Genomic DNA, 23,111 nt, shown 5'->3' on the forward strand with positions numbered 1-23,111 from the left:
TTTGCCTTCCTTCACCGGCAGGAACGTGCCGGACGATCCGTTGTAAAGGTGCTGCCTGCCCAGGTGAGCAGGCATCGTCATCATGGCCCATGCCGAGCGGCTTGGCCACCCCAGGTCCATTGGGGTCGCGGGAGGGCGCTGATCTGGGTCGTGTCCAGAACGTTGCAAAAAGTTGCAGCAAGAGGGTGGATCGGGGTTGCAACTTCTTGCTAGATTTCGCGGACCGGTGGCGGCGTGTGCCACCTGGCTTCAAAGGAGAATCCATGCACAAGCGTGCGCTCGGCGCTGCTGCCGTCACGGGTGTTGCCGCCCTGGCCCTCAGCGCCTGCGGTGGGTCCAGCCCCACCACCCCGTCCAACACCGGCGCCGGCTCCTCGAGCTCCGCTGCCACCACGACCGGTGAGCCCGAGACCCCGACCGGCACCGCTGCTCCCGTCCGTGACGCCAACGTCGACCTCGTCATCTGGACCGATGCCGACCGTTCCAAGGCCGTCCAGAAGTACGCCGACCAGTTCGCCTCCGAGAACGGCGTGTCGGTGAAGGTCCAGATCGCCACGGACACCCGGACCCAGTTCAAGGACGCGACCAAGGTCGGCAAGGGCCCGGACGTCATCGTCGGCGCCCACGACTGGCTCGGCGAGCTCGTCCAGAACTCCACCGTCGCCCCGGTCAACCTCGCGTCCGACGTCGCCGACAAGTTCCTGCCGAACGCCATCGCGGCCACGAAGTTCAACGGCCAGTCCTACGGCGTGCCCTATGCCGTCGAGAACATCGGCCTCATGTACAACAAGGACCTCGTCCCGAACCCGCCCAAGACCATGGACGAGCTCGTCGCCACCGGCGAGAAGCTCGTCAAGGAGGGCAAGGCCAAGCAGGTCCTCTCGCAGTTCGTCTCCAAGGTCGGCAACGCGTACTTCGCCTACCCGTACCTCTCGGCCTTCCCCGAGGGTGGCATCTTCGCCACGAAGGACAACGGCGACTACGACCCCAACAAGCTGCTGGTCAACAGCGGCGGCTCCGTCAAGGGAGGCGAGGTCCTCGCCGAGCTCGGGAAGAAGAAGATCCTCTCGACGAACGTCGACGACACGAACCAGGACGCCCTCTTCGACACGAAGGCCGCGCCGTTCATGATCAGCGGCCCGTGGAGCGTGGCGAAGGCCAAGGAAGCCGGCATCAACTACGGCATCGCCCCACTGCCGAGCCTCGCCGGCGGCGGCGCGATGAAGCCGTTCCTCGGTGTGCAGATGTTCTACGTCTCGAGCAAGGCCAAGAACGCCGCCCTCGCGCAGGAGTTCGTCACGAACTACATCCCGCGCAAGGACGTCCAGCTGGCCCTCTTCGAGGTCGGCAAGCGTCCGCCGGCCCTCAAGGAGGCGTACGACGAGGTCAGCGCGAGCGACCCCGACGTCAAGGCGTGGTACGAAGCCGGTGTCGACGGCAAGCCGATGCCGAACATCCCCGCGATGAACTCGGTCTGGGGTCCGTTCGGCCAGGCGACCGCCGACATCATCGCCGGCAAGGCCGGCGCCAAGGCGCGGCTCGACGCCGCCGCCAAGGAGATCGCGGCCAACATCGCCAAGGGCTGAGTTCCCTTGACCTGACAGGGTTCCGGGGTCCGCGCCAGTCGCGGGCCCCGGGCCCCTGGGCCGCACGCGCCCCGGCTGTGGGCGAGCCTCGCCGACGATTCGCCCGTGGCGGCCCACCAGGGGAGTCCTCGCGCTCCTACTTCGTGAATCTTCGGCAACGGCGCCGAGTCGGCGCAAAAGGACGTGTCCCATGACCAAGCCCATCGCGCTCGCGATCAAGTGGGTACTCATCGTCGCGACGCTGGGAGCCCTCCTGTGGATCGCCATCCAGCTCGCCGCGGCAGGCAACACGATGGCAGTCGTCATCGCGGGACTCGTGGGGATGGGGATCCTCGCGGTGTACGCGACACGACGCGCCGTCCCCCTCAAGTACCTCGTGCCGGGTCTGCTCTTCATGACCCTGTTCCAGCTGTTCCCGGTGGTCTACACCGCGAACCTCTCCCTCTCGAACTACGGTGACGGGCACCTCAACTCCAAGGAGGAGTCGGTCACCGACATCATCGCCCAGTCGGTGCGTGAGGTGCCCGACACCCCGCGCTACAAGATGTCGATCGCGACCGCGGAGGGCGGTGACCCCACGAGCGCCGACCTCGTCCTGCTGCTGACGAAGCCCGACGGGTCCACGTTCGTCGGTGACAAGGCCGGCCTCACGCCGCTGCCTGCGACGGGCGTCGAGAAGACGCCCGTCGGCAAGATCACCAAGGCCCCCGGCTACACGGTTCTCAACGCCCGGCAGGCCAACGCCCGCAGCAAGGACCTGTCCGCGATCGCCGTGCCGACGACCGGCGGCGGCGGCGTCAAGCCCGTCGGGCTCTCCGAGGCCTTCGAGGGCAAGGCGACCGTCACCTACGACGCCGCGGCCGACAAGCTCACGGACTCATCCACGCAACCGCCCTCGGTGTACGCGCCGAAGGACGCCCGCTGGGTCAACGTCGCGGACCCGACCCAGTCGTTCCCCCAGGGCTGGAAGGAGAGCGTGGGTCTCGCGAACTACACGCGCATCTTCACCGACAGCACGATCCGCGCGGGCTTCCTCAGCATCTTCGCCTGGAACGTCATCTTCGCCGTCGTCTCGGTGCTCTCAACCTTCTTGCTCGGCATGCTCATCGCGCTGCTCTTCAACGACCCGCGACTCAAGGGAAAGGCGATCTACCGGTCCCTGCTGATCCTGCCGTACGCACTGCCGGGCTTCGTGACGGCGCTGGTCTGGAAGGGCATGTTCAACCAGGACTACGGCATCATCAACCAGACGCTCGGCCTCGGTATCGACTGGCTCGGCACCGATCTCGGTGCCAAGGCGGCGATCCTCATCACCAACCTGTGGCTCGGCTTCCCGTACATGTTCATCGTCTGCACGGGCGCACTCCAGTCCATTCCGCAGGACGTCCGTGAGGCCGCGACCATCGACGGCGCCAACGCCTTCCGGACGCTGCGCTCGATCATCATGCCGCTGCTGCTCGTGGCCGTCGGCCCGCTGCTGCTCGCGTCGTTCGCGTTCAACTTCAACAACTTCGGGCTCATCTACCTGCTCACCAAGGGCGGCCCGTTCAACGGAGCGGACACCTCGATCGGCTCGAGCGACCTGCTCATCACGTATGCCTACCGACTGGCCTTCTCGGGAAGCGCGCCGAACTACGGCTTCGCCGCAGCGGTCTCGGTGGTCATCTTCCTGCTCGTGGCCCTGATGAGCATCCCCGGCTTCCGTCGCACCAAGGCTCTCGAGGAGGTCAACTGATGTCGACCGTCAACGCTCCCGTCCCAGCCGACCCGCGGATGGACGCCCGCGTGCAGGAGGAGACGGGCGGCACGACGCCCGCCTCCCCGAAGCGGCGAGGCCTCGGCGGCTCCGTGTGGTGGCGCCACGCCCTGGGCATCCTCGCCCTGGTCTGGGCGCTCTTCCCGATCCTGTTCATCTACTCGGCCGCGACGAACCCCAGCGGCACCCTCAACACGGCGAGCCTGCTGCCGTCGGGCTTCTCGACGAAGAACTTCACCGACCTGTTCAACGACAGCTCGCGCCCGTTCTGGAGCTGGTACAAGAACTCGATGATCATCTCGCTCGTCGGGGCGCTCGCGGCGGTGTTCATCGGCGGCTGCGCGGCGTTCGCCTTCTCGCGCCTGCGGTTCACGGGTCGCCGTGCGGGCATGATGGCGCTGCTGCTGACGACCTTCTTCCCGGCCCTGCTCGCCATCGTCGCGATCTACATCATCTTCGCCGGCATCGGTGACGCCCTGCCGGCCTTCGGCCTCAACACGATCACGGGGCTGGTCCTCGCCTACCTCGGTGGCGCCCTGGGCGCCAACGTCTGGCTCCTCAAGGGCTACTTCGACACGGTCCCGCGCGAGCTCGACGAGGCCGCCATCGTGGACGGGGCGAGCCACGTGCGCATCTTCTTCACGATGACCCTGCGCCTCGTCATGCCGATCCTCGTCACCGTCTTCATGCTCGTCTTCGTCGGCCTCTACGGCGAGTTCATGCTCGCGAGCGTCTTCCTCACCGACGTCGAGAACCAGACGCTCGGTGTGGGTCTCTACGGCATGACGCTCGGCAACGACGCGAACACCCTCTTCGGACGGTTCACGGCGGGAGCCCTGCTGGGCTCCATTCCGGTCATGCTGCTCTACCTGGCGTTCCAGAGGCAGCTCGTCGGCGGCCTCACCACGGGATCGGTCAAGTGAGCCCTGCCTCGACCCGACAGCCGACGTGGCTGAGCCAGCCGCACCACGACGGGTCGGGGCGGTACGTCTCCAACGAGACGCCCCGCCTCGGCGACCGTGTCGACGTCCTCGTCCGGGTCCCGCTCGAGGCGGGGGTCGAGGCCGTCCACGTGCGCACGGCACCGGACGGCGAGGCGATCTTCTCCGCGGCGAAGAAGGTGCGCACGACGGCGAGCGACGACTGGTGGCGCGCCACGCTGACGTGCCACAACCCCACGACGAACTACCGGTTCCTGCTGACGGGCGGCCCGACGGCATACGCGTGGCTCAACGGCAGCGGCGTCCACGAGCGCGACGTGCCGGACGCGAGCGACTTCCGGCTCGTCGCCCACGACTCGCCGCCGCCCGACTGGGCACTCGGCTCGGTCGTCTACCAGATCTTCCCGGACCGGTTCGCGCGCTCGAAGAGAGCCGACAAGCACGCAACGCCCGACTGGGCGATCCCTGCTGCCTGGTCCGACCGGGTCGACCTCAGCCCGAGGGGGGTCGCCCACCAGCTCTACGGCGGAGACCTCGACGGCATCACCGAGCACCTGGACCACCTCGAGGCGCTCGGTGTCGACGTCGTCTACCTGACGCCGTTCTTCCCGGCGCGCTCGAACCACCGCTACGACGCGTCGTCCTTCGAGCAGGTCGACCCGCTCCTCGGTGGGGCGCCGGCGCTGCGCCGGCTCACGGAGGCCGCGCACGAGCGGGGCATGAAGGTCATGGGCGACTTCACGACGAACCACACGGGCAACGCCCACGAGTGGTTCCTCGCCGCGGCCGGCCCGGACGGCAAGAGCAGGCCGGAGCGCGACTACTACATCTGGGAGGACGGCACGTACGTCGCCTGGCTCGGAGTGCCCTCGCTGCCGAAGCTCAACCACCTCAACTCGGCCCTGCGCCACCGGATCTTCGAGGACCCGCAGGGGGTCGTGCGCAAGTGGCTCGGCCGCTCCGGAGGGCTGGACGGCTGGCGCGTCGACGTCGCCAACATGACCGGCCGGTGGCGAGCCACCGACGTCAACCATGACGTCGCCCGCCAGATGCGCGACGTCATGGGCCGCGTCGCCCCCGACGCGCTGCTCGTCGGCGAGCACTTCCACGACTACACCGCCGACGTCCCGGGCGACGGCTGGCACGGTGTCATGAACTACGCCGGCTTCTGTAAGCCGGCCTGGACGTGGCTGCGCCGGGAGCCGAAGGACCCGCGCTTCCTCGGCGCGCCCGTCCCGCTGCCCCATCTCGAAGCGGGTGCCGTCGCCGACACGATGCGCGACTTCACGTCACGCATCCCGTGGCAGTCGCTCGTGCACTCCTTCAACCTCATCGGCTCGCACGACGTGCCGCGCATCCGGACCAACGTCGGGGCCGCGCTCGTCGAGGCCGCGGCCGGCCTGCTCTTCACCTTCCCGTCGATGCCGATGCTCACCTACGGCGACGAGATCGGCATGGAGGGCACGTTCGGCGAGGATGGACGCCGTCCGATGCCCTGGGACGAGAACGACTGGGACTCAAGCGCGCTCGCGACCTACCGAGGCCTCATCGCAGCCCGTCAGCGGTCCGTGGCGCTGCGTCGCGGTGGTCTGCGCTGGGTGCATGCCGATGGCGACGCCATGGTCTACCTCCGTGAGGCCCTGGACGAGGTCGCCCTCGTGCACATCGCGCGCGCCGCGCACGAGCCGGTCGTCCTCGACCCGCGACACCTCGCCGGGATCGACGCGGGCGCGTCGGCATACGGACGGGCCCCGAAGGTCGGCAAGCGTGCTGTCACACTGAGCGCCACTGGGCCCGGCGTCTCCATCTGGACGTGGCGCCCCACCGACGACGGGCCCCGGCACGTCCGACGAAGGCGGAGGTGACATGAAGGCACGACTGCGCGACATCGCCGACCAGGCGAGTGTGTCCGAGGCCACCGTCTCACGCGTGCTCAACGGCAAGCCCGGAGTGGCCGAGTCGACCCGGCAGGCCGTGCTGACAGCCCTCGATGTCCTCGGCTACGACCGCCCGAGCCGCCTGCGCCGCAAGAGCGCCGGTCTCGTCGGGCTCATCGTGCCCGAGCTGACCAATCCGATCTTCCCGGCCTTCGCCCAGATCATCGAGAACTCCCTTGCGCAGAACGGCTACACGCCCGTCCTCTGCACGCAGGTCGCCGGCGGGGTCCACGAGGACGACTACGTCCAGATGCTCCTCGAGCGCGGCGTGGCCGGCATCATCTTCATCTCGGGCCTGCACGCCGACACGACGACCGACCCCTCCCGCTACGTCGCGCTGCGCGAGCGCAACCTGCCTCTCGTCCTCGTCAACGGCTTCATCGAGAGCGTCGACGCGCCGTTCATCAGCAACGACGACGTCGCCTCGATGGGTCTCGCGCTCGAGCACCTCGTCAGCCTCGGGCACCGCGAGATCGGCCTCGCCGTCGGCCCCGACCGCTACGTGCCCGTCATCCGCAAGATCGCCGGCTTCCGCCACTCGATGCAGGAGCTGACGGGCCGGTCCGACGTCGACGACCTCATCGAGCGCTCGCTCTTCACCGTCGAGGGCGGCGCGACCGCCGCGGGCCGACTGCTCGACCGCGGCGCCACGGCCGTCGTCTGCGGTTCGGACCTCATGGCGCTCGGCGCGATCCGCGAGGCCCGCAAGCGCGGCTTCCAGGTGCCACGAGACTTCTCCGTCATCGGCTACGACGACTCGACCCTCATCGCGTTCACCGACCCGCCCCTCACGACCGTACGCCAGAGCGTCAACGCGATGAGTGCCGCGACGGTTCGCGCCCTGCTCGACGAGATCGCCGGGCAGCCTTCTCCCCGTGCGGAATACGTCTTCCGTCCGGAGCTCGTCGTGCGCGGTTCGACGGGCGCCGTCCGCCGACGCTGAGCCCGGCACGGTCAGGCCGGCCGCGAATGCCGGGTGGCCCGGTCTCGTGGATCAGCCCGGCACGTGGGTGGCGGAGCAGATCTCGCCGAGGCGGGTCAGCACCCCCGGGACGGCGGTCTCGTCGTCGACGCGGTAGCGGGCGGCGGTCGTGCCGGTGCCGACCTTGATCGTCACGTCCTCGGGGCGCCTCATCCGCATGAACGCATCCTCGTCGGTGACGTCGTCGCCGAGGTAGACGCGCGTCACGGCACCGACGTGGCGGCCGAGAGCCGTGACGGCGGAGCCCTTGTCGGCGTGCGAGACCGACAGCTCGAGCACCGCCTTGCCCTTGAGCACCTTGACGCCGGGGTGGTCGAGGGCGAGCTTTCGCGCGTCCGCGATGGCCGCGTCACCCACCTCGCGTGGGAGGCCGCGGACGTGGACGACGACGGCGGCCGACTTGTACTCGATGCCGGCGTCGGGGTGGTGCTCCTTGACGAGGCCCTCGATGTCGGCTCGCAGCTCGGCGAGCGTCACCTCGTCGTCCGGCGTCACCGCGGCGGCCTCCATGGCTTCGCGCACCGCGGCACTCGACGACTCGGCGCCATGGCTGCCGATGAGCACGATGGGCTCCTCGACCGCGATGCCGGTGAGGGTGCGGAGCGTCTCGAGGTCGCGTCCCGAGACGACGGCGACGTGCACGCCGGGCAGATCGGCCAGGGCGCGGAGCGTGTTGATCGTGCCCGGCTGGGGCGTGGCCTTCATCGGGTCGGCGTCGAAGCCGGCCAGCACCCCGTCGAAGTCGGTCGCGACGAGCAGCGTCGGGGCTGCCGCGGCGAGCTCGAGGGCCTCCGTGGTCAGTGGGCCGGCGTTCACGAGCGCACGCTCCTCGCCGGCGTTCCGGCCGCTCCGGCCGCTTCGGCCGCTTCGGCGGGCGCGGGCATGAGGGGGGTCTCCTGCGCGTGCGGGGTCGGTCGGCCGCGCGTCTCGGGCCTCGGCTGGTCCGGCGCGGCGTCGAGGGCCGCGAGGTAGCGGGCCGCCCAGCGCTGCACGTCGTGGTCGGCGACGCGGCGCCGCAGCGCCTTCATGATCCGTTGCTTGTCCTTGGCCGGCGTGTTGACGGCCCGCAGGATGGTCTGCTTGAGGCCCTCGATGTCGTGCGGGTTGCAGGCGAACGCCTGGTGCAGCTCGTGCCAGGCGCCGGTGAACTCCGAGAGCACGAGCGCGCCGCCGAGGTCGTGCCGGCACGTGACGTACTCCTTGGCGACGAGGTTCATGCCGTCACGCAGGGGAGTGACGAGCATGACGTCGGCGGCCTGGAAGAGCGCCGCCATCTCCTCGCGCGGGTAGGAGTGGTGCATGTAGTGCACCGCCGGAGCACCGATCTTGCCGAGCTCTCCGTTGATGCGGCCGACGGTCTGCTCGATCTCCGCCCGGAGGTTGCGGTAGGCGTCGACCCGCTCCCGGCTCGGCGTCGCGACCTGGACGAGGGTGACCTCCGGCGGACCGAGATGGCGCTCGGAGAGGAGCTCCTCGTAGGCCTTGAGGCGGTGCCGGATGCCCTTGGTGTAGTCGAGTCGGTCGACGCCGAGCATGAGCACCTCGGGGTCACCGACGCTCGCCCGGATCTCGCGGGCGCGTGCCATGACGTCGGGCCGCTTGGCGAGCTCCTCGAGCCCCTGGAAGTCGACCGAGATCGGGATCGCGGCGGCTCGGACCTGCCGGTGCGCGCCCTCGACGGTGACGCGGTCGCGCTTCGTCGAGGCGCCGAGCAGCTGGCGGCAGGCGCGCACGAAGTTGCGGGCGTCGGCCTGGCGCTGGAACCCGAGGAAGTCGGCCCCGAGAAGGCCCTCGAGAAGCTGGGCCCGCCACGGCAGCTGGGCGAAGAGCTCGACGGGCGGGAACGGGATGTGGTTGAACCAGCCGATGCGCACGTCGGGACGCAGCTTGCGCACGAGCGCCGGGACGAGCTGCAGCTGGTAGTCCTGCACCCAGACGCGGGCACCCTCGGCGGCCACCTGCGCCACGGCCTCGGCGAACCGTTCGTTGACGGCCTGGTAGCTCGCCCACCACTCGCGATGGAACGTCGCCGGCACGATGACGTCGTGGTAGATCGGCCACAACGTGTCGTTGGAGAAGCCCTCGTAGTAGTCGCGGATCTCGTCGGCCGACAACGACACGGGGTGCAGGTGGATGCCGTCCTCGTCGAACGGCTCGGGCGCCTCGCCGGCGTCACCGGCCCAGCCGACCCAGGCCCCGGGCTGGGTGCGCATCACCGACTCCATCGCCGTCACGAGGCCACCGGGGCTGCGACGCCACTCGACCTCTCCGTCATCGGCGACGACCTTGTCGACGGGAAGGCGGTTCGCCGCGATGACGAGGTCGTAGGTCGGTCCTGCGGGCGGCACCCAATCAACTCCTGCTGTTCGAGAGGCGGTCGTCGTGCCTGGCGGTGCTCCGGCCGGGGGCCGGAGCGGTGCTGCGTGACACGAACGGTCTCACTCTAACGAGCGAAGGTGGCGCCCGGTCCGGTCCCGCTCTAGGGTCGAGTCAGGGCATCTCGGGTGGTGGGAAACCGCACGAGGGCATCGCGCCGAGGTGAAGGAGTCGCCGTGAAGATTTCGGACGTGCTGCGCAGCAAGGGCAGCGAGGTCATCACCATCAGGCCCGACGACACCGTCTCGAGGCTCCTCGACCTGCTCGCAGAGCACCGAATCGGTGCCGTCGTCGTCAGCATCGACGGCAGCAGCGTCGACGGCATCGTGAGCGAGCGCGACATCGTGCGCCACCTGCACAGCAGCGGCACGAGCGTGCTCGACGCGCCGGTCTCGCAGATCATGACGAGCGAGGTCACCACCGGCTCGGCCAGTGACAACATCGCCGACCTCGCCGGCACGATGACCGAGATGCGCGTGCGGCACGTGCCCATCGTCGACGCCGACGGCCGGTTGACGGCCATCGTCAGCATCGGCGACATCGTCAAGCACCGGCTCTCCGAGCTGCAGTCCGAGCGCGACCAGCTTCGCGACTACATCACACACTGACCGCCGAACGCACGGACGAACGAACCCGGACGAAGCCGGGCGCAACGGGACACTCTGCGGCGCGCGGTCACGGGGTTCATCCGCGAGCCCCCCGGTCGCTTACCGTAGGGGCATGACCGCGTACGACCGCACCGAGCGGGTGCAGGGCCCCCGCGCGGGCGTGCGCACCGGTGGGGTCCCCGTGGGCGCGGGCGGTGCCGCCTGGGGCCAGCGCATCGGCCGCTACCGCCTCCTCGAGGAGATCGGCGAGGGCGGCATGGGGGTCGTGCACCTGGCGCTCGACCCGCGCGGACGTGCCGTCGCGATCAAGGTCCTGCGCGCCCACGTGGCCAACGACGCCGACGCCCGGCAGCGCCTGGCCCGCGAGGTGGAGACGCTCTCACGCATCCGTGACGCCCGCGTCGCGAGCGTCATCGACGCCGACGTCATGGCGCCGCGCCCCTACATCGTGACCCGTTACGTGCCCGGCCCGGCGCTCGACGAGGTCGTCGAGGACCACGGGCCGATGGCGCCGGGCGAGCTGCTGCGCCTCGCCCGCGGGGTCGCCGAGGCGATCCGCAGCATCCACGCGTGCGGCGTCGTGCACCGCGACATTAAACCCGGCAACGTCCTGATCGAGGACGGTGAGCCGGTCCTCATCGACTTCGGGATCGCGCACCTGCAGGACGACGTGCGACACACCGTGGGCGGCCTCGTGATGGGCACCCCCGGCTACCTCTCGCCCGAGCTCGTCGAGGGTGCGGCCATCACCGACGCCACCGACTGGTGGGGGTGGGCGGCCACCATCACGTATGCCGCGTCGGGCCGTCCGCCGTTCGGCCGTGCCCGCATGGACGCCGTCCTCACGCGCGTACGCGCCGGCGACGTCGACCTCGACGGCGTCGACCCACGCCTCGTGCCGCTCCTGCGCGCGTCGCTGTCGCCCGACCCGCGCCACCGCCCGTACGCCGACGAGGTCATCGCCGCGCTCGAGCTGTATGCCGCGGGCCGGGCGGCGACCGTGCCGACCCCGAGCGGCGGGCCATGGGACCACGACCGCCCGACGGTCATCCCCGGCGAGACACAGGTGCTCCAGAACGGCGGCACCGCCGTCATGCCGCCTGTGACGCCGACGGCCGCGCAACCCGTCGTCGACACGAACGTGCGGTGGGCACCCCCACCGACCGGTCCGCGGGCACCGGAGCCCGACCACACGGCATACGGCAGCGGGTGGGACGAGCCGGAGGCCCCGGAGTCCGAGCACCACTGGCCCGAGGAGGAGTGGGACGACGACGAGGGGCTGCCCGAGCGTGAGGGCGACCCGCGCATCGGTATGCCGATGCGCACCGGCCTGCTCATGGGGGTCGCGATCGCGTGGATCGGGGCGCTCATGGCGTGGCCCGGCGTCGCGCTGCTCGTTCTCGTCGGGCTGTCGGTCCTCGCCCGCGCGACCGACCGGTCCGTGACGGCGCTCGTGCTGCGCCGCTACGACTACGGGCGGCGCCGCAGCGACGTGCCGTATGCCGTCGTGTCGAGCCCGTGGCACCTCGTCGTCGGCATCATCGCGACGGCCGTCGGCCTGGTGCTTCCCGTCGCCGTGGCGCTCGCCGGCATTTTCGCCAGCGCGCTCCTGCTCGCCGGCGCGCGAGGCACCGAGCTCGGTCCGGGGGCGCCGGTCACGCTCGCGGTGGGCGGTTTCCTGGGGCTCTTCATGCTGTGGCGGGGGCCCGGGGGAGCGTCGCTGCGGCGCGGGTCACGCTCGATGGCCAGACGTCTCGTGCCGGCCGGGCTGGCGGCACAGGTGGTCCCCACCGTCCTCACGGCCTTCGGTCTCGTCGTGGCCCTCGTCGCGCTGCAGCGCGGGGCGAGCCTCACCTGGGACCCGTTCGCGACCGACCCGTTCGGCCCCTAGGGGGACCCCGAGCGCCCGTGAACGGCCCCAGAACGGCCCCGCGGCACATCGCGTTCGCATCAAGAAAAGATCACGAAAAGATCTCGACTTCTGTTGTGTCGCCCTGTGAGCGTCGCGTACCGTCGGTGCGGCGGTCCCGACCTTCGGGTCGGAACGGGATCTCACCACTCGATTCCGGGCCGCTTCCTGGCGTCCGGCTCCACACGAACGCACCACAACTTCACATGGACACCCAACAATCCGTTCCCTGCCCGCGCCGAGCCTCGCCAGCCAGGGATGCAGCTCACACAGTGGGCCGGGCGAGGACGGGGGAACCAGTGTGGCCAGTGAGTGCATGTGTGTTTGAGCGCATGGCAGAGGACGAGATCTGGCCTTGGGGTGAAGTCGCGCACGCGGCGGGGCACCTGACGCCCTAATCCGACAGCTAACCCCGGAGGCGCGCGTCAGGAAGGACTCACCCATGCAGTACCTGTCCAAGCATGCTGCCGCCAAGAAGGTCTCGGTCAAGCAGCGCATCGCGGGAGTCGGCATCGCCGGCGCCGCCACCGTCGTCGCCGGCATCTCCACCGCGGGGTCGGCCAAGGCCTCCTCGGTCTGGGATCGCGTCGCCCAGTGCGAGTCTGGCGGCAACTGGCACATCAACACCGGAAACGGCTACTACGGCGGCCTCCAGTTCCACCCCGCCACGTGGCGCGGCTTCGGTGGCACGAAGTACGCCTCACGCGCCGACCTCGCCTCGAAGTCCCAGCAGATCGCCATCGCGCAGAAGGTGCTCGCGGTCCAGGGCCCCGGCGCCTGGCCCGTGTGCTCGCAGCGGGCCGGTCTGACACGCGCCAACGGCGGCGCTGTCTCCGTCTCGCCGTCGAACGACAGTGCACCGGTGACGACGAAGAAGGTCACCAAGAAGAAGGTCACGAAGAAGAAGACGTACGCCACGACGTCGACGAGCTACTCCGGCAAGGGCGCCAAGTTCACCGTGCGCCGCGGCGACTCGCTCAGCAAGCTCGCGGTTCGCCACGACGTGAAGGGCGGCTGGAAGGCGCTGTACAAGGCCAACACGGCACGGGTCTCCGACCCCGACCTGATCTACGTGGGTCAGGTACTGCGTCTGCCGTGAGTTCCTGATAGAACAGTTCCGGACGGCCTCGTGCGACCAACCCCTGGGTTGCGCGAGGCCGTCCAGCTGCGAGCCTGCTGGGTCCGGTCGCACCGTGGTGTGGGCGTATGCCGCCCGGCTCGGTTACGCTTTCGCCCGTCCGCGGCGCGACGCCGGGGGCGTGCTGGCGTGGCGCAATCGGTAGCGCACCTGTCTTGTAAACAGGGGGTTGGGGGTTCGAGTCCCCCCGCCAGCTCCAATCTGCTTGGTACACAAGGAAATTCGGTCACCATCCCCACCGGTTGGCACCTGTCATCTGGATGGCAGGTGGTGAGGGCCCCAAAAGTGGGCCTGACCTGCGGAAACGTCCGGTTTCGGCGCGTCGGGTTCGGTCCTTGTGTCCGCTCGTGTGCCGGAGACTGAGCGTCGAATCGCACATGGATCGCACGAAATCTGCGTGCCAGACGGGCGCCTGGTGTGTCATGTCAGCTCGAGGCCACGAGCAGGTCGAGCAGCTCGCCGATCGTCGCTTCACGGCCTACGCGTTGCCGCAGTGGCAGATGGTGCTGGATCCGGTAACGGTTGCGTCGGCCGTCCTTCTCCTTGACGACGTACCCGGCCTCGGTCAGCTCGGTGACGATGCCGAACACCGTTCGCTCGGTGAGGCCGAGTACCTCGGCGACATCTCGTAGCCGCAGTCCCTGGTCGTGGGCGATGCAGACCAGGACACGAGCATGGTTCGTCAGGAAGCTCCACTCTGCACCCATTCGCGCAGTATAGCAAACTTATTCTAGAAATTGATTGCTAGTTAGCAGTTGCAGGCGTAGCGTCGAGACCACCAATGCAGGGGCCCGCCCCGTGGCCGACGGACAACGCTCGAGCGTGAGCTCGTCAGGTTCGACCAGTCATGCCGAGCTTCAGGAGCGCCCCTCAGCCACCGTCGCAACCGCGCGACAGAGAGGCCCAGTCATGGACACCAAGTCACTCCCCTACCCCCTGCACATCACCGGTGAGCTCGCCCCGACGCTGAGCCGGGGCCTCTGGCTGGTCAAGTGGTTGCTCGCGATCCCGCACTACGTCGTTCTGATGTTCCTGTGGCTGGCGTTCGCGGTGGTGAGTGTGATCGCGTTCTTCGCGATCCTCTTCACCGGCCGGTACCCGGTGGGGTTGTTCACGTTCAATGTCGGCGTTCTGCGCTGGTCATGGCGTGTGGGCTTCTACTCCTACAGCGCCCTGGGCACCGACCGTTACCCGCCCTTCACGCTCAAGGACGTCCCCGACTACCCGGCCCGGCTCGAGGTCGACTACCCGACGTCGCTCTCGCGCGGGCTCGTGCTCGTGAAGTGGTGGCTGCTCGCCCTGCCCCACTACCTGATCATCGGGGTCTTCACTGGTGCCGCGTTCGGCGGCTACAACCAGGTCAACCACGGCAATGCGTGGCTGTACGGCTCCGGCCTGATCGGTCTGATCGTCCTGATCGCCGGGATCGTCTTGCTGTTCGCCGACCACTACCCGCGCGGCCTGTACGACCTCGTGCTGGGGATGAACCGCTGGGTCTTCCGCGTCGCCGTCTACGCCGGCCTGATGACCGATGCCTACCCGCCGTTCCGGCTCGACATGGGCGGCCCCGAACCCTCTGCCGTCTCCGCGCCCGACAAGGCCCCGCTGACGCCAGCGCCAGTCGTCTCGTGACCGCTGCGCCCGCTGAGCGAACCATGCCGGGCACCACCGAATACCCGAACCGCAAGGAGCATGATCCGGGCAGCTGAGCTGTACTGGGAACGTCATGGTGTGACGCGGCGTAGAGTCGGCAGTGCGCCACGAACGCGTCTAGTTTTGGTTATCCGCAAGCCGCCGATTTCGTTGATGGGCAGAGTCTTTCGGCACGACCAGGTGAGCTGCGATTCATCAGGTCCTGTCGGTTGGGGGGGCAACCACCTGAAGGAGAACGCTGATGAACGGCTCGATACCTCAAAACGGAATCGACGCTGGCCTCCAGGACCTGCAGTTCATCGCCGAGGCGTTCGCCTCCCTCGGAGCGCTTTTGGCGTCTGCAGTCGCGGCCGACCCGTTCGAAGCGATCACCACGGCAGCCCGGGACCAGCTCTTGGGTGCGGCGGGGGCCAGCATCACCACATTTCAGCAAGACCGCTTTGTGACGGTGGCCGCCACCGACGATCGGACCAGGCAGGCCGACGCGATCCAGTACGAGCTGGGGTCCGGACCGTGCATCGACGCCATCCTCCAGGCGACGATGTACCGCCCCCGCGACCTGCGCACCGACGATCGGTGGCCCAGCTACGGGCGTCGTGTCGCGGACGAGCTCGGGCTGGACAGCATGCTGTCCTACCGGATGCAGCTTCCCTCCCAGGACACAGTGGCCGGCCTCAACGTGTACGCCGAGGGCGCTGACGGGTTCACGGAGAGCGACGCAGTGGTTGGGATGTTGCTGGCGACTCACGGCGCACAGGCGGCATCCCTGGTGCTGTACGACCGCCGCGTCCAAAGCCTCGAGAAAGCGCTCGCCAGCAACCGTCGCATCGGGATCGCCATCGGCGTCCTGATGTCCTCGCACAAGCTCACGGACGAGCAGGCGTTCGACCTGCTCCGCGTCGCCGGCCAGAACACGAACCGAAGTCTCACCGAGATCGCCCATGACGTGATCGAGACCGGCACGTTGGACGTGACCCCGCCCCGTTGGCCGACGGGCTGACTCGCGTACTGCCGCGGCTCACGATAGTAGGTCCAACACGTCGGGCATCCGGTGCACCGGGGCGTTGCTGCGCACCGACGCCGACTGGGATCAGTCGGCGGCGTCTCCCCATGCCCGGAGGAGTTCGGGTGTCACCGAGACGCCAACGCCGGTGACCCTGCGGGCGATCCTCGTGGGCGGTGCAGCTTGGTCGCCCTCGAGCATGCCGGTCGAGCTCGAGGCGTGGGCGTCCCACGCCGACATCGCGCCGCGCGACCCTGGACTCGCGGCCGCGCTGCGCCAGTTCCTCCCGCGCGCAGCCTCGTTCGCACCGGCGGCCCGCGACGCGCACGGGCGCCAGCTGCTCGGACGCGTGCTCTCCTCGGTCGCTCCGCAGCCACCGGCGGGGCACCACCCCGAGACCGTCCTGCGAGCCGTTGCCGCCGAGCGGTACCGCCGCGACCTCATCCGGATAGTCCGCGACCAGCGACTGCGCGACGCGGTCCTGCCCCGCGAGCACTGACCCGCCACCGTGGCGCGACCGATCTGACGGTTCGTGCGGCCGTGACAGCTCGATCTGGTCGGCGCTTCGGTCGACGTCGTCGACGAGGCGGATCACCTGGGTCCTTCACTCGCGTCGGTGGTTTCACGTCCCAGATCCCCTGAGAGCGGCGCATCTGATACGCGGTCACCAGGGCTCTCGACCCGCGCCAGCGGACCGACGTCGCGGACATGCACGAACTGCCAGGGGGAAACGAGGTAGATCCCTCCGGCGAGCAGGGTGAGTGCAGTCCCGATCGCGCAGACCTGCGTCATGACCTTGGCGGTCCTGGCCTCGAGCCTGTGCCGCGCGAGGGCGAGCAGGCCGAGTCCGGCCAGGACCCCGCCGATGTTGACGATGATGTCGGTGGTGTCCGACCTCCCGACGGCCAGGACGTACTGGGTGCCCTCCAGGGCGAGGCTCGTGCCGGCCGCCGAGACTGCGGCCGTCCACCATCGCCGCGCTGGTGCGAGAAGGCCGACGTAGAGGCCGAACGGGATGAAGAGCACGACGTTCACGACGACCTCGAGGGGGGCGCTGGCACCGGCCTCGCCGGTGCGCGCGAACGGAACCAGCTTGATCATCCGGTCGCCGCCGACCCACGGGACGTTGAGCTTCCACAGCACGGTCCACACGAGAAGGACGAGGTAGACCACGAACAGGGCGACCAGAGGCACTGTGGCGAGGGACCGCGTCCTGCCGGCTGCACCTTCTTGCGTCGTCTGTTCGGTAGTGGCGGTCAAGGCACCCGGGTTCGCCGTCGGCCGTGGCTCGGCCAGGTGGCATCGGCGAGTCACTCCTGCATCCTCGGGTCGTGGGACGGGTCGGCATACATGGCCGGGCAGCCACGGTCGACGGCGTGGCGACGCAGCTCGAAGTGCCAGGACTCGTTGGCGTAGATCTGACACAAGCCGTACCTCGCCCCGTGCTCCGAAAGCCAGGTCGTGGCATCGAGGTCCCCGATGTCGACCGCCTCTCCGGACACGTGAGGAGACGTGGCGGGGGTCGCGACCCAGCGGGCAGTCTCCGCGCTTGTGCCGTACTTCGTGACCGCCTCGTGGAGGAGCTGCTCCTGGTATGCCGACGAGCGCCAGCCGCTGTTGACGTGGAGCGTCACGCCGTCATCCGCGGCGTCCGATGCCGCCCCGCGGAGAGCACCGAGAAGCGCTGGGTCCAGGTTCGTCACAGCCGGGTACCTGTCGTCGAAGGCGCTGACGCCATCGGGGAGGTGGCCGTCGGCCGCGCCTAGCCCACCCGGGGTGTCGCCCGGAAGTTCGCCGGGAGGGTGGAGGGAGACGTCGCCACGGAGGCGGTCATACGAAGCGCGCTCGGCCGGCTCCGCGACGCTGCGTGGTGCTTCCGTCGAGGCATCTCCCGGCGGACGGCAACCGAGGACGCTGACGAGCACGGCCACGACGCCCAGCAGAGCGAGAAGAGCCGATCGAGGGTGGCGCCGTGCCGCCGATGCTGGCTGGAAAGAGGACATGCTGCCCAGTCAAGGCAGGGCGGTGTTGCCAGTACGTATGCGGTTTTCGATACGCCGACGATATGAGCCGGGTCTCTACCATTGCCTCATGCGCGTGTTGGTCGTCGAGGACGAGCCCCTGCTCGCAGGAGCCATCCGGGACGGCCTGCGGTTGGAGGCGATCGCGGCCGACACCGCTGCGGACGGCGACGCCGCTCTAGAGCTGCTGAGCATCAACGCGTACGACATCGCCGTCCTCGACCGCGACATCCCCGGCCCAACTGGCGACGAGATCGCCAGGCAGATCGTCGCCTCCGGCGCAGGCACGCCTATCCTCATGCTCACCGCCGCCGACCGTCTCGAGGACAAGGCGTCGGGGTTCGAGCTCGGCGCCGACGACTACCTCACCAAGCCCTTCGAACTGCAGGAGCTCGTGCTCCGGCTCAGAGCGCTCGACCGCAGGCGCGCCCACAACAGGCCGCCGGTACGCGAGATCTCAGGTCTGAGGCTGGACCCGTTCCGCCGCGAGGTGTACCGAGACGGTAGATACGTCGCCCTCACCAGGAAGCAGTTCGCGGTGCTCGACGTCCTCGTCGCCGCCGAGGGGGGTGTGATCAGCGCCGAAGAGCTCCTGCAGCGGGCGTGGGACGAGAACGCGGACCCGTTCACGAACGCCGTACGCATCACGGTCTCGGCGCTGCGGAAACGACTCGGCGAACCATGGGTCATCGCCACGGTTCCCGGCGTCGGTTACCGCATCGACCCGGCACCGGGCGCCGGTCAGGGCGGCGAGAGTGACTAGGCCGCGGGGCTTGAGCGTCCGCCTCAAGCTCACCTTCAGCTACGCCAGCTTTCTCATGGTCGCGGGCATCCTGCTGCTGGCGACCGTGTGGGTGTTCCTCTTGCGCTACGTGCCGGACCGGACGCGCACCGTGCCTGGCCTCCCCGGCCCCTTCAGCCCGACCCGCTCCGATCTGCTCGATGCCTTCGCGCCGAGGGCACTCCAGGCGTTGACGATTCTGCTCGTCTTCGGTCTCGTCGGAGGATGGCTTCTTGCCGGGCGGATGCTCGGACCCCTCACCAGGATCACCGATGCCACCCGCGTCGCCGCCGCGGGATCGCTGTCGCACCGGATCCGGCTCGATGGCCGCAGCGACGAGTTCCGTGAGCTCGCCGACGCGTTCGACACCATGCTGGCGCGGCTCGAGGCACACGTCGCCGAACAACAGAGGTTCGCAGCCAACGCCTCACACGAGCTGCGCACTCCCCTCGCGATCACACAGACCCTCCTCGACGTGGCCCGCAAGGACCCCGACAGCGATCACGGAGAGCTCGTCGACCGCCTGCAGGACGTCAACACCCGAGCGATCGCCCTCACGGAGGCTCTGCTCCTGCTCAGCCGCGCCGACCAGCGCTCCTTCACCCGGGAACACGTCGACCTGTCCCTGTTTGCGGAGGATGCTGCCGAGACGCTCCTTCCCCTCGCTGAAGAGCGCGGCGTCAGCATCGAGACGTCTGGCGACACGACGCCGACCGTCGGCTCACCTGCGCTGCTGCAGCAGATGACGACGAACCTCGTGCACAACGCGATCGTCCACAACCTGCCTCGAGGCGGCACCGTGTGGGTCACGACCAGCGCACGCTCCGACACCGTGGTGCTCACCGTCGAGAACACCGGCGAGCCCCTCAGCCACCAACTGGTCGCCACGTTCGCTGAGCCCTTCCAACGCGGCGCCGGACGCACCCGAACCCACCACGCAGGCGTGGGCCTCGGCCTTGCCATCGTGGACAGCATCACGCGGGCCCACGACGGAACCCTGACACTCACCCCGCGCCCCACTGGAGGACTCTGCGTCACGGTGCACCTGCGTGCAGCGACACCGCATGCCGTCGGATGACGACTGGGGCCGCAAGGGCGCAGCCCGAGCGGTGGCGGCCCGGATCGATGCGGGGTCGACCACTGCGGTGATGGTCAGCTGATGGGCGACGGTAAGACCTCGGCCCGCTGCGGCACTAACACCCATGTCGCCTCCCGCCGCCGTCACGCAACGGGACCCGACCCGGCCAATCAGCCCCCAGGAAGGAGCTCCTCATGAGCGCGATCCAGGCCCTGCGCAGCCGGCTGGTCCTGCTGCCGGCCCTGCTGGTCGCGGCGATGGTCGCCGCGCTGCTCGTCCTCGTCATGCCACGTGGCTCCGCTGACGCCATCGAGCCCGCGTTGGCTGTCCAGCACCCCGGCCACGAGTCGGCCCTGGTCGCGACTCCCCGGACCGCGGCACAGCTCGCGCTGCACGACTCGATGCGCAAGCTGTGGGAGGACCACGTCACGTGGACCCGCCTTGCGATCGTGACGTTCGCCGACGGGTCGGGCGGGTTCTCGGCCAGTGCAACGCGTCTGTTGGCGAACCAGGACGACATCGGGGACGCGATCAAGCCGTTCTACGGCGACGCTGCAGGTGACCAGCTCACTGCGCTGCTTCACGACCACATCACCATCGCCGTTGAGATCCTGCAGGCTGCCAAGGCCGGCGACACGGCGGCGTTCGAGGACGCCAAGACCCGGTGGTACGCCAACTCCGACGACATCGCCGACTTCCTGGCGGCAGCCAACCCGCGGTCCTGGCCGCACGACACGATGCGGGCGAGCATGCGCACCCACCTCGACCAGACCCTCGCTGAGGCGTCCGACGAGCTCACGGGCCGCTACACGGCGAGTGTGGCCGACTACGAGCAGATCCACGTCCACATCCTCGCGATGGCCGACCTGCTGAGCAGCGGGATCATCCAGCAGTTCCCCGACAAGGTGCGCTGACCGGCCCCGCGCGACCGACCGGGCGTGAGCCATGGTCGGTCGCGCGCAGCGAGCCCAGCGAGCCCGGCGAGCCCAGCAGTGTCCGACACCCGGCTCTTGGGCCTCGACGCTGGGGGTCACTCGGCCTTGGGCTGCGGCTTGAAGCGGCGAACCTCGTGGGGCCAGCCGCACGCCTCCGCGATCTTGCCCGCCCACATCTTGGCGGCCTCGTCATCGGCGACGTTCACCACGGCGAACCCGCCCAGGAACTCCTTGGTCTCGACATAGGGTCCGTCGGTGATCATCACCGCGTCGCTGGTGGGGTCGGCGCTGTAGACCGGGCCGTCCTCCTCCTCCAACCCCCCGGCGAACACGTACACACCGGCATCCTTCATCTCGTTCACGACGGCCATGGCGAGCGGCCCGCGCCCACGGAACCACGCCTCCGAGTGGTCGCCCACCCACTGCTGATTGAAGTAGAGGAGGTACTCGGTCACGACTGCTCCTTCGGTTCTGACGGACCCGCTTGGTCCGCGTTCATACCTACTACACGAACGGTGACAGCCGAATTCGACACGGTTGTCCCGGAGGTGAAACACCGCGTGGCTGGCGGCGGAGAGCCGCGCATCGGCACGACCGCGCGGCGGCAGGGGAGGACGTCCGCGGCGCGTTGGTGGAGCAAGCCGTGCGCTGGGACGTGCCAGCGCAGACGTAACGTGGCGGAGTGATGTTCAGTCGAGAACTTCGCGAGCCGGTGGCGCGCGGCGAGATCACCGTCTCGATCCGGCGGTGGAGCCGCCCGCAGGTCAAGGTAGGTGGGCGCTACCAGACCGCCGGCGTCGTCATCGAAGTCGACTCCTTGGAGGTTCTGCCCTTCTCCGCCGTGACCGACGATGACGTACGCGCCTCGGGCGAGACCGACCGGCAGACACTCCGAGACCGAGCCGCTCACTCGGGGGAGATCGACGACGACACCTTGGTCTATCGGGTCGAGTTCCATGTGGTGTAGCCGCAGCGGCACAAGGGGGCGTTGGCGGTCAGTCAACCCTGGAAGAGAGTGACCCAGTTGCCGCTCGGGTCCCTCACCGCCGAGTGCCGTGGCATGCCCTGGGCATCGCGTGGCGCGTACGCCTCTGTCGCTCCAGCCGCCAGTGCACGGGCGTGGGCAGCGTCCAGATCGGGCACCAGGAGACCGAAGGTGGAGGGCCCGGGGCGATCCAGCTCGTTCCAGTCGATCTGGGTGAGGAAGATCAGAAAGAAGCCCGGCTGGCCGTAGGTGCCGAACGTGTACCCGGGAATGTCCTCGTCGTCAGTGTGCCGAGCGACCTGTTCCTCGAAGCCGAATGCCTCACGGTAGAAGCGGCGGGCCTGTTCGACGTCCTCGACGGCGATCTTGAGCAGGCTCGGAGTGACGGTGGCGGCGGTGGTGGGCATGGGAATCCCCTCGTCGAGATGGCGGATGGTGTTGCCGAGCTGGCGGCCGAGATGAGCGTGGGCCCGCTCGAGCCGATCGCGATGACGTCGGAGCACGGCTGACGCGTCAGTGCCCTCGGGATCGGCCAGCACGACGCGGATCGCCTCGATCGGCAGATCGAGCCAGCGCAGGTCCGCGATCAGTCTGGCGGTGCGGGCCTGAGGACGGGCATAGCGGCGATAGCCGGTGTCCGGATCCACCTCGGCGGGCCGGAGGAGGTCGACCTCGTCGTAGTGCCGCAGAGCGTGGATCGACAGCCCGGTCAGTCGGGCGAAGCGGCCGATCGGGACCAGCTCGTCGTCGTTCATGACATCCACCCTGACGTCTCGGGTTGCCCGAGGGTCAAGCCGCTGGCTGATGATCCGCGAGGTGCAGCAACGACGGCGAAGATCGGCGGGACGACCAGGGGCTCGGCTGCAGTGGCCCGGTCAGTCTGCCGATGGCGTTCGTCGGCTGTCTCGTCCACCTACGGGTGCGCAGTCGCGTCGAACAGGCGCCGTTCGAGGCGGCCGAGGAGCTCGACGCACCTGCGCACGCTTGGAAGGTCGTCGCCCAGTGCTCCGGCGAGCTCGCGAGACCAGGCCGCGCGGAGGTTGCGAAGGTTGTCGGCGGCGAGCTGCGTCGGTGAGACCGCGACTCCTCGTCCGGAGGTGGAGCTGCGCGTGACCATGCCCTTGGCCTCGAGGGTGCGCAGTGCTGCGCTCACGTTGGTGCGTTGCACGTGGGTGCGAGCGGCGATCTCGCTCGGCGATGAACCGGGGAAGAGGTCGACCACACGCATGACTGTCCTCTCGGTCTCGGTCAGCGGCACGACATCCACCTCGGAGGGAGTGCGTGCGCGCACCAGCCGACCGACGTTCAGCATGAGGTCGGCGAGCTCGGCCAAGGGGTCGTCGACGGAGGCGGTGGTGGCGCCGTGGGGCCGAGCGTCCGCATCGTGATCCTGCATGTGGACAGCGTACTGGTAGTGATGTA

The 23,111-nt window shown here is 69.1% G+C and carries 23 protein-coding genes, 1 tRNA gene and 1 riboswitch; of the genes, 16 read left to right on the top strand and 8 right to left on the bottom strand.

Going from position 1 to position 23,111, the window contains the following annotated elements; all coding sequences use genetic code 11:
- Positions 1-263 precede the first annotated feature (263 nt).
- The 5 genes from ACFQU3_RS08695 to ACFQU3_RS08715 all read left to right on the top strand — a co-directional run bounded on the left by ACFQU3_RS08695 (position 264) and on the right by ACFQU3_RS08715 (position 7,163).
- On the top strand, positions 264-1,586 hold the full coding sequence (locus tag ACFQU3_RS08695; RefSeq protein WP_385908730.1) for an extracellular solute-binding protein: 1,323 nt from the start codon (positions 264-266) through the stop codon (positions 1,584-1,586).
- Between the two features lie 190 nt (positions 1,587-1,776).
- On the top strand, positions 1,777-3,321 hold the full coding sequence (locus ACFQU3_RS08700; RefSeq protein ID WP_385908732.1) for an ABC transporter permease subunit: 1,545 nt from the start codon (positions 1,777-1,779) through the stop codon (positions 3,319-3,321).
- Positions 3,321-4,265: a sugar ABC transporter permease gene (locus tag ACFQU3_RS08705; protein ID WP_385908734.1), complete on the top strand. Its 945-nt coding sequence runs from the start codon at positions 3,321-3,323 to the stop codon at positions 4,263-4,265. Before ACFQU3_RS08700 ends, ACFQU3_RS08705 begins: the two co-directional genes overlap by 1 nt.
- The gene (locus tag ACFQU3_RS08710) at positions 4,262-6,148 is read left to right on the top strand and encodes a glycoside hydrolase family 13 protein (protein ID WP_385908736.1); all 1,887 of its coding nucleotides are present in this window, start codon (positions 4,262-4,264) and stop codon (positions 6,146-6,148) included. Before ACFQU3_RS08705 ends, ACFQU3_RS08710 begins: the two co-directional genes overlap by 4 nt.
- A gap of 1 nt (position 6,149) precedes the next feature.
- Positions 6,150-7,163 (top strand): LacI family DNA-binding transcriptional regulator, encoded by a 1,014-nt coding sequence (locus ACFQU3_RS08715; protein ID WP_385908738.1) that lies wholly within the window; start codon positions 6,150-6,152, stop codon positions 7,161-7,163.
- A gap of 51 nt (positions 7,164-7,214) precedes the next feature.
- Here the strand turns inward: ACFQU3_RS08715 and otsB are convergent, their stop codons facing one another.
- Both otsB and ACFQU3_RS08725 read right to left on the bottom strand, forming a co-directional pair.
- Positions 7,215-8,018: a trehalose-phosphatase gene (gene otsB, locus ACFQU3_RS08720; protein ID WP_385908740.1), complete on the bottom strand. Its 804-nt coding sequence runs from the start codon at positions 8,016-8,018 to the stop codon at positions 7,215-7,217.
- Positions 8,015-9,550 carry a trehalose-6-phosphate synthase gene (locus ACFQU3_RS08725; protein ID WP_385908742.1) on the bottom strand — a complete coding sequence of 512 codons (1,536 nt, stop codon included), beginning with the start codon at positions 9,548-9,550 and terminating at the stop codon, positions 8,015-8,017. Before ACFQU3_RS08725 ends, otsB begins: the two co-directional genes overlap by 4 nt.
- Positions 9,551-9,754: 204 nt before the next feature.
- On the opposite strand from ACFQU3_RS08725, the gene ACFQU3_RS08730 reads away from it, so the two are divergent.
- The 4 genes from ACFQU3_RS08730 to ACFQU3_RS08745 all read left to right on the top strand — a co-directional run bounded on the left by ACFQU3_RS08730 (position 9,755) and on the right by ACFQU3_RS08745 (position 13,432).
- A complete protein-coding gene (locus ACFQU3_RS08730; RefSeq protein WP_385908744.1) occupies positions 9,755-10,186 on the top strand; it encodes a CBS domain-containing protein in 432 nt (143 codons plus the stop codon).
- Between the two features lie 112 nt (positions 10,187-10,298).
- Positions 10,299-12,077 (top strand): protein kinase, encoded by a 1,779-nt coding sequence (locus ACFQU3_RS08735; protein WP_385908746.1) that lies wholly within the window; start codon positions 10,299-10,301, stop codon positions 12,075-12,077.
- A gap of 244 nt (positions 12,078-12,321) precedes the next feature.
- A riboswitch (cyclic di-AMP (ydaO/yuaA leader) is annotated at positions 12,322-12,533 on the top strand.
- Between the two features lie 4 nt (positions 12,534-12,537).
- Positions 12,538-13,194 carry a transglycosylase family protein gene (locus ACFQU3_RS08740; protein ID WP_385908748.1) on the top strand — a complete coding sequence of 219 codons (657 nt, stop codon included), beginning with the start codon at positions 12,538-12,540 and terminating at the stop codon, positions 13,192-13,194.
- Between the two features lie 162 nt (positions 13,195-13,356).
- Positions 13,357-13,432: transfer RNA gene (locus ACFQU3_RS08745), tRNA-Thr, on the top strand.
- A 226-nt stretch (positions 13,433-13,658) separates the two neighbouring features.
- On the opposite strand, the gene ACFQU3_RS08750 is transcribed toward ACFQU3_RS08745, so the two are convergent.
- On the bottom strand, positions 13,659-13,940 hold the full coding sequence (locus tag ACFQU3_RS08750) for a helix-turn-helix transcriptional regulator (RefSeq protein WP_385908750.1): 282 nt from the start codon (positions 13,938-13,940) through the stop codon (positions 13,659-13,661).
- 202 nt (positions 13,941-14,142) lie between these two features.
- On the opposite strand from ACFQU3_RS08750, the gene ACFQU3_RS08755 reads away from it, so the two are divergent.
- The 3 genes from ACFQU3_RS08755 (at position 14,143) to ACFQU3_RS08765 (ending at position 16,388) form a co-directional block, all read left to right on the top strand.
- The gene (locus tag ACFQU3_RS08755) at positions 14,143-14,865 is read left to right on the top strand and encodes a DUF4389 domain-containing protein (protein WP_385908752.1); all 723 of its coding nucleotides are present in this window, start codon (positions 14,143-14,145) and stop codon (positions 14,863-14,865) included.
- Between the two features lie 262 nt (positions 14,866-15,127).
- Entirely contained in the window at positions 15,128-15,886 is a 759-nt protein-coding gene (locus ACFQU3_RS08760) for an ANTAR domain-containing protein (RefSeq protein ID WP_385908754.1), read from the top strand.
- 202 nt (positions 15,887-16,088) lie between these two features.
- Complete coding sequence (locus tag ACFQU3_RS08765; protein WP_385908755.1) at positions 16,089-16,388, top strand: hypothetical protein; 300 nt, start codon at positions 16,089-16,091, stop codon at positions 16,386-16,388.
- 92 nt (positions 16,389-16,480) lie between these two features.
- On the opposite strand, the gene ACFQU3_RS08770 is transcribed toward ACFQU3_RS08765, so the two are convergent.
- Both ACFQU3_RS08770 and ACFQU3_RS08775 read right to left on the bottom strand, forming a co-directional pair.
- A complete protein-coding gene (locus tag ACFQU3_RS08770) occupies positions 16,481-17,083 on the bottom strand; it encodes a VanZ family protein (protein ID WP_385908757.1) in 603 nt (200 codons plus the stop codon).
- Between the two features lie 116 nt (positions 17,084-17,199).
- Positions 17,200-17,892, bottom strand: coding sequence for a M15 family metallopeptidase (locus ACFQU3_RS08775; RefSeq protein ID WP_385908759.1), 693 nt, complete (start codon positions 17,890-17,892; stop codon positions 17,200-17,202).
- An 88-nt stretch (positions 17,893-17,980) separates the two neighbouring features.
- Between ACFQU3_RS08775 and ACFQU3_RS08780 the strand changes: the two genes are divergently transcribed.
- The 3 genes from ACFQU3_RS08780 (at position 17,981) to ACFQU3_RS08790 (ending at position 20,683) form a co-directional block, all read left to right on the top strand.
- The gene (locus ACFQU3_RS08780; protein ID WP_385908761.1) at positions 17,981-18,673 is read left to right on the top strand and encodes a response regulator transcription factor; all 693 of its coding nucleotides are present in this window, start codon (positions 17,981-17,983) and stop codon (positions 18,671-18,673) included.
- 10 nt (positions 18,674-18,683) lie between these two features.
- Complete coding sequence (locus ACFQU3_RS08785; protein WP_385908763.1) at positions 18,684-19,769, top strand: sensor histidine kinase; 1,086 nt, start codon at positions 18,684-18,686, stop codon at positions 19,767-19,769.
- A gap of 194 nt (positions 19,770-19,963) precedes the next feature.
- The gene (locus ACFQU3_RS08790; RefSeq protein WP_385908765.1) at positions 19,964-20,683 is read left to right on the top strand and encodes a hypothetical protein; all 720 of its coding nucleotides are present in this window, start codon (positions 19,964-19,966) and stop codon (positions 20,681-20,683) included.
- A 116-nt stretch (positions 20,684-20,799) separates the two neighbouring features.
- Here the strand turns inward: ACFQU3_RS08790 and ACFQU3_RS08795 are convergent, their stop codons facing one another.
- Positions 20,800-21,159, bottom strand: a complete 360-nt coding sequence (locus ACFQU3_RS08795; protein WP_385908767.1) for a YciI family protein — start codon at positions 21,157-21,159, stop codon at positions 20,800-20,802.
- Positions 21,160-21,389: 230 nt separating this feature from the next.
- Between ACFQU3_RS08795 and ACFQU3_RS08800 the strand changes: the two genes are divergently transcribed.
- Positions 21,390-21,671 (top strand): ASCH domain-containing protein, encoded by a 282-nt coding sequence (locus tag ACFQU3_RS08800; protein ID WP_385908769.1) that lies wholly within the window; start codon positions 21,390-21,392, stop codon positions 21,669-21,671.
- 32 nt (positions 21,672-21,703) lie between these two features.
- Here ACFQU3_RS08800 and ACFQU3_RS08805 read toward each other — a convergent pair whose 3' ends face one another.
- Both ACFQU3_RS08805 and ACFQU3_RS08810 read right to left on the bottom strand, forming a co-directional pair.
- Positions 21,704-22,444 (bottom strand): MerR family transcriptional regulator, encoded by a 741-nt coding sequence (locus ACFQU3_RS08805; RefSeq protein ID WP_385908771.1) that lies wholly within the window; start codon positions 22,442-22,444, stop codon positions 21,704-21,706.
- A 158-nt stretch (positions 22,445-22,602) separates the two neighbouring features.
- Positions 22,603-23,085, bottom strand: a complete 483-nt coding sequence (locus tag ACFQU3_RS08810; protein ID WP_385908773.1) for a MarR family winged helix-turn-helix transcriptional regulator — start codon at positions 23,083-23,085, stop codon at positions 22,603-22,605.
- Positions 23,086-23,111 lie beyond the last annotated feature (26 nt).

Source organism: Terrabacter sp. GCM10028922, from assembly GCF_042666095.1.
Lineage (GTDB): Bacteria > Actinomycetota > Actinomycetes > Actinomycetales > Dermatophilaceae > Terrabacter.

Coding starts and splice junctions, on each gene's coding strand:
- ACFQU3_RS08695 (WP_385908730.1), top strand. CDS start 264: ATGCACAAGCGTGCGCTCGGCGCTGCTGCCGTCACGGGTGTTGCCGCC.
- ACFQU3_RS08700 (WP_385908732.1), top strand. CDS start 1,777: ATGACCAAGCCCATCGCGCTCGCGATCAAGTGGGTACTCATCGTCGCG.
- ACFQU3_RS08705 (WP_385908734.1), top strand. CDS start 3,321: ATGTCGACCGTCAACGCTCCCGTCCCAGCCGACCCGCGGATGGACGCC.
- ACFQU3_RS08715 (WP_385908738.1), top strand. CDS start 6,150: ATGAAGGCACGACTGCGCGACATCGCCGACCAGGCGAGTGTGTCCGAG.
- ACFQU3_RS08735 (WP_385908746.1), top strand. CDS start 10,299: ATGACCGCGTACGACCGCACCGAGCGGGTGCAGGGCCCCCGCGCGGGC.
- ACFQU3_RS08740 (WP_385908748.1), top strand. CDS start 12,538: ATGCAGTACCTGTCCAAGCATGCTGCCGCCAAGAAGGTCTCGGTCAAG.
- ACFQU3_RS08750 (WP_385908750.1), bottom strand. CDS start 13,940: ATGGGTGCAGAGTGGAGCTTCCTGACGAACCATGCTCGTGTCCTGGTC.
- ACFQU3_RS08755 (WP_385908752.1), top strand. CDS start 14,143: ATGGACACCAAGTCACTCCCCTACCCCCTGCACATCACCGGTGAGCTC.
- ACFQU3_RS08760 (WP_385908754.1), top strand. CDS start 15,128: ATGAACGGCTCGATACCTCAAAACGGAATCGACGCTGGCCTCCAGGAC.
- ACFQU3_RS08765 (WP_385908755.1), top strand. CDS start 16,089: ATGCCGGTCGAGCTCGAGGCGTGGGCGTCCCACGCCGACATCGCGCCG.
- ACFQU3_RS08775 (WP_385908759.1), bottom strand. CDS start 17,892: ATGTCCTCTTTCCAGCCAGCATCGGCGGCACGGCGCCACCCTCGATCG.
- ACFQU3_RS08780 (WP_385908761.1), top strand. CDS start 17,981: ATGCGCGTGTTGGTCGTCGAGGACGAGCCCCTGCTCGCAGGAGCCATC.
- ACFQU3_RS08790 (WP_385908765.1), top strand. CDS start 19,964: ATGAGCGCGATCCAGGCCCTGCGCAGCCGGCTGGTCCTGCTGCCGGCC.
- ACFQU3_RS08800 (WP_385908769.1), top strand. CDS start 21,390: ATGTTCAGTCGAGAACTTCGCGAGCCGGTGGCGCGCGGCGAGATCACC.
- ACFQU3_RS08805 (WP_385908771.1), bottom strand. CDS start 22,444: ATGAACGACGACGAGCTGGTCCCGATCGGCCGCTTCGCCCGACTGACC.
- ACFQU3_RS08810 (WP_385908773.1), bottom strand. CDS start 23,085: ATGCAGGATCACGATGCGGACGCTCGGCCCCACGGCGCCACCACCGCC.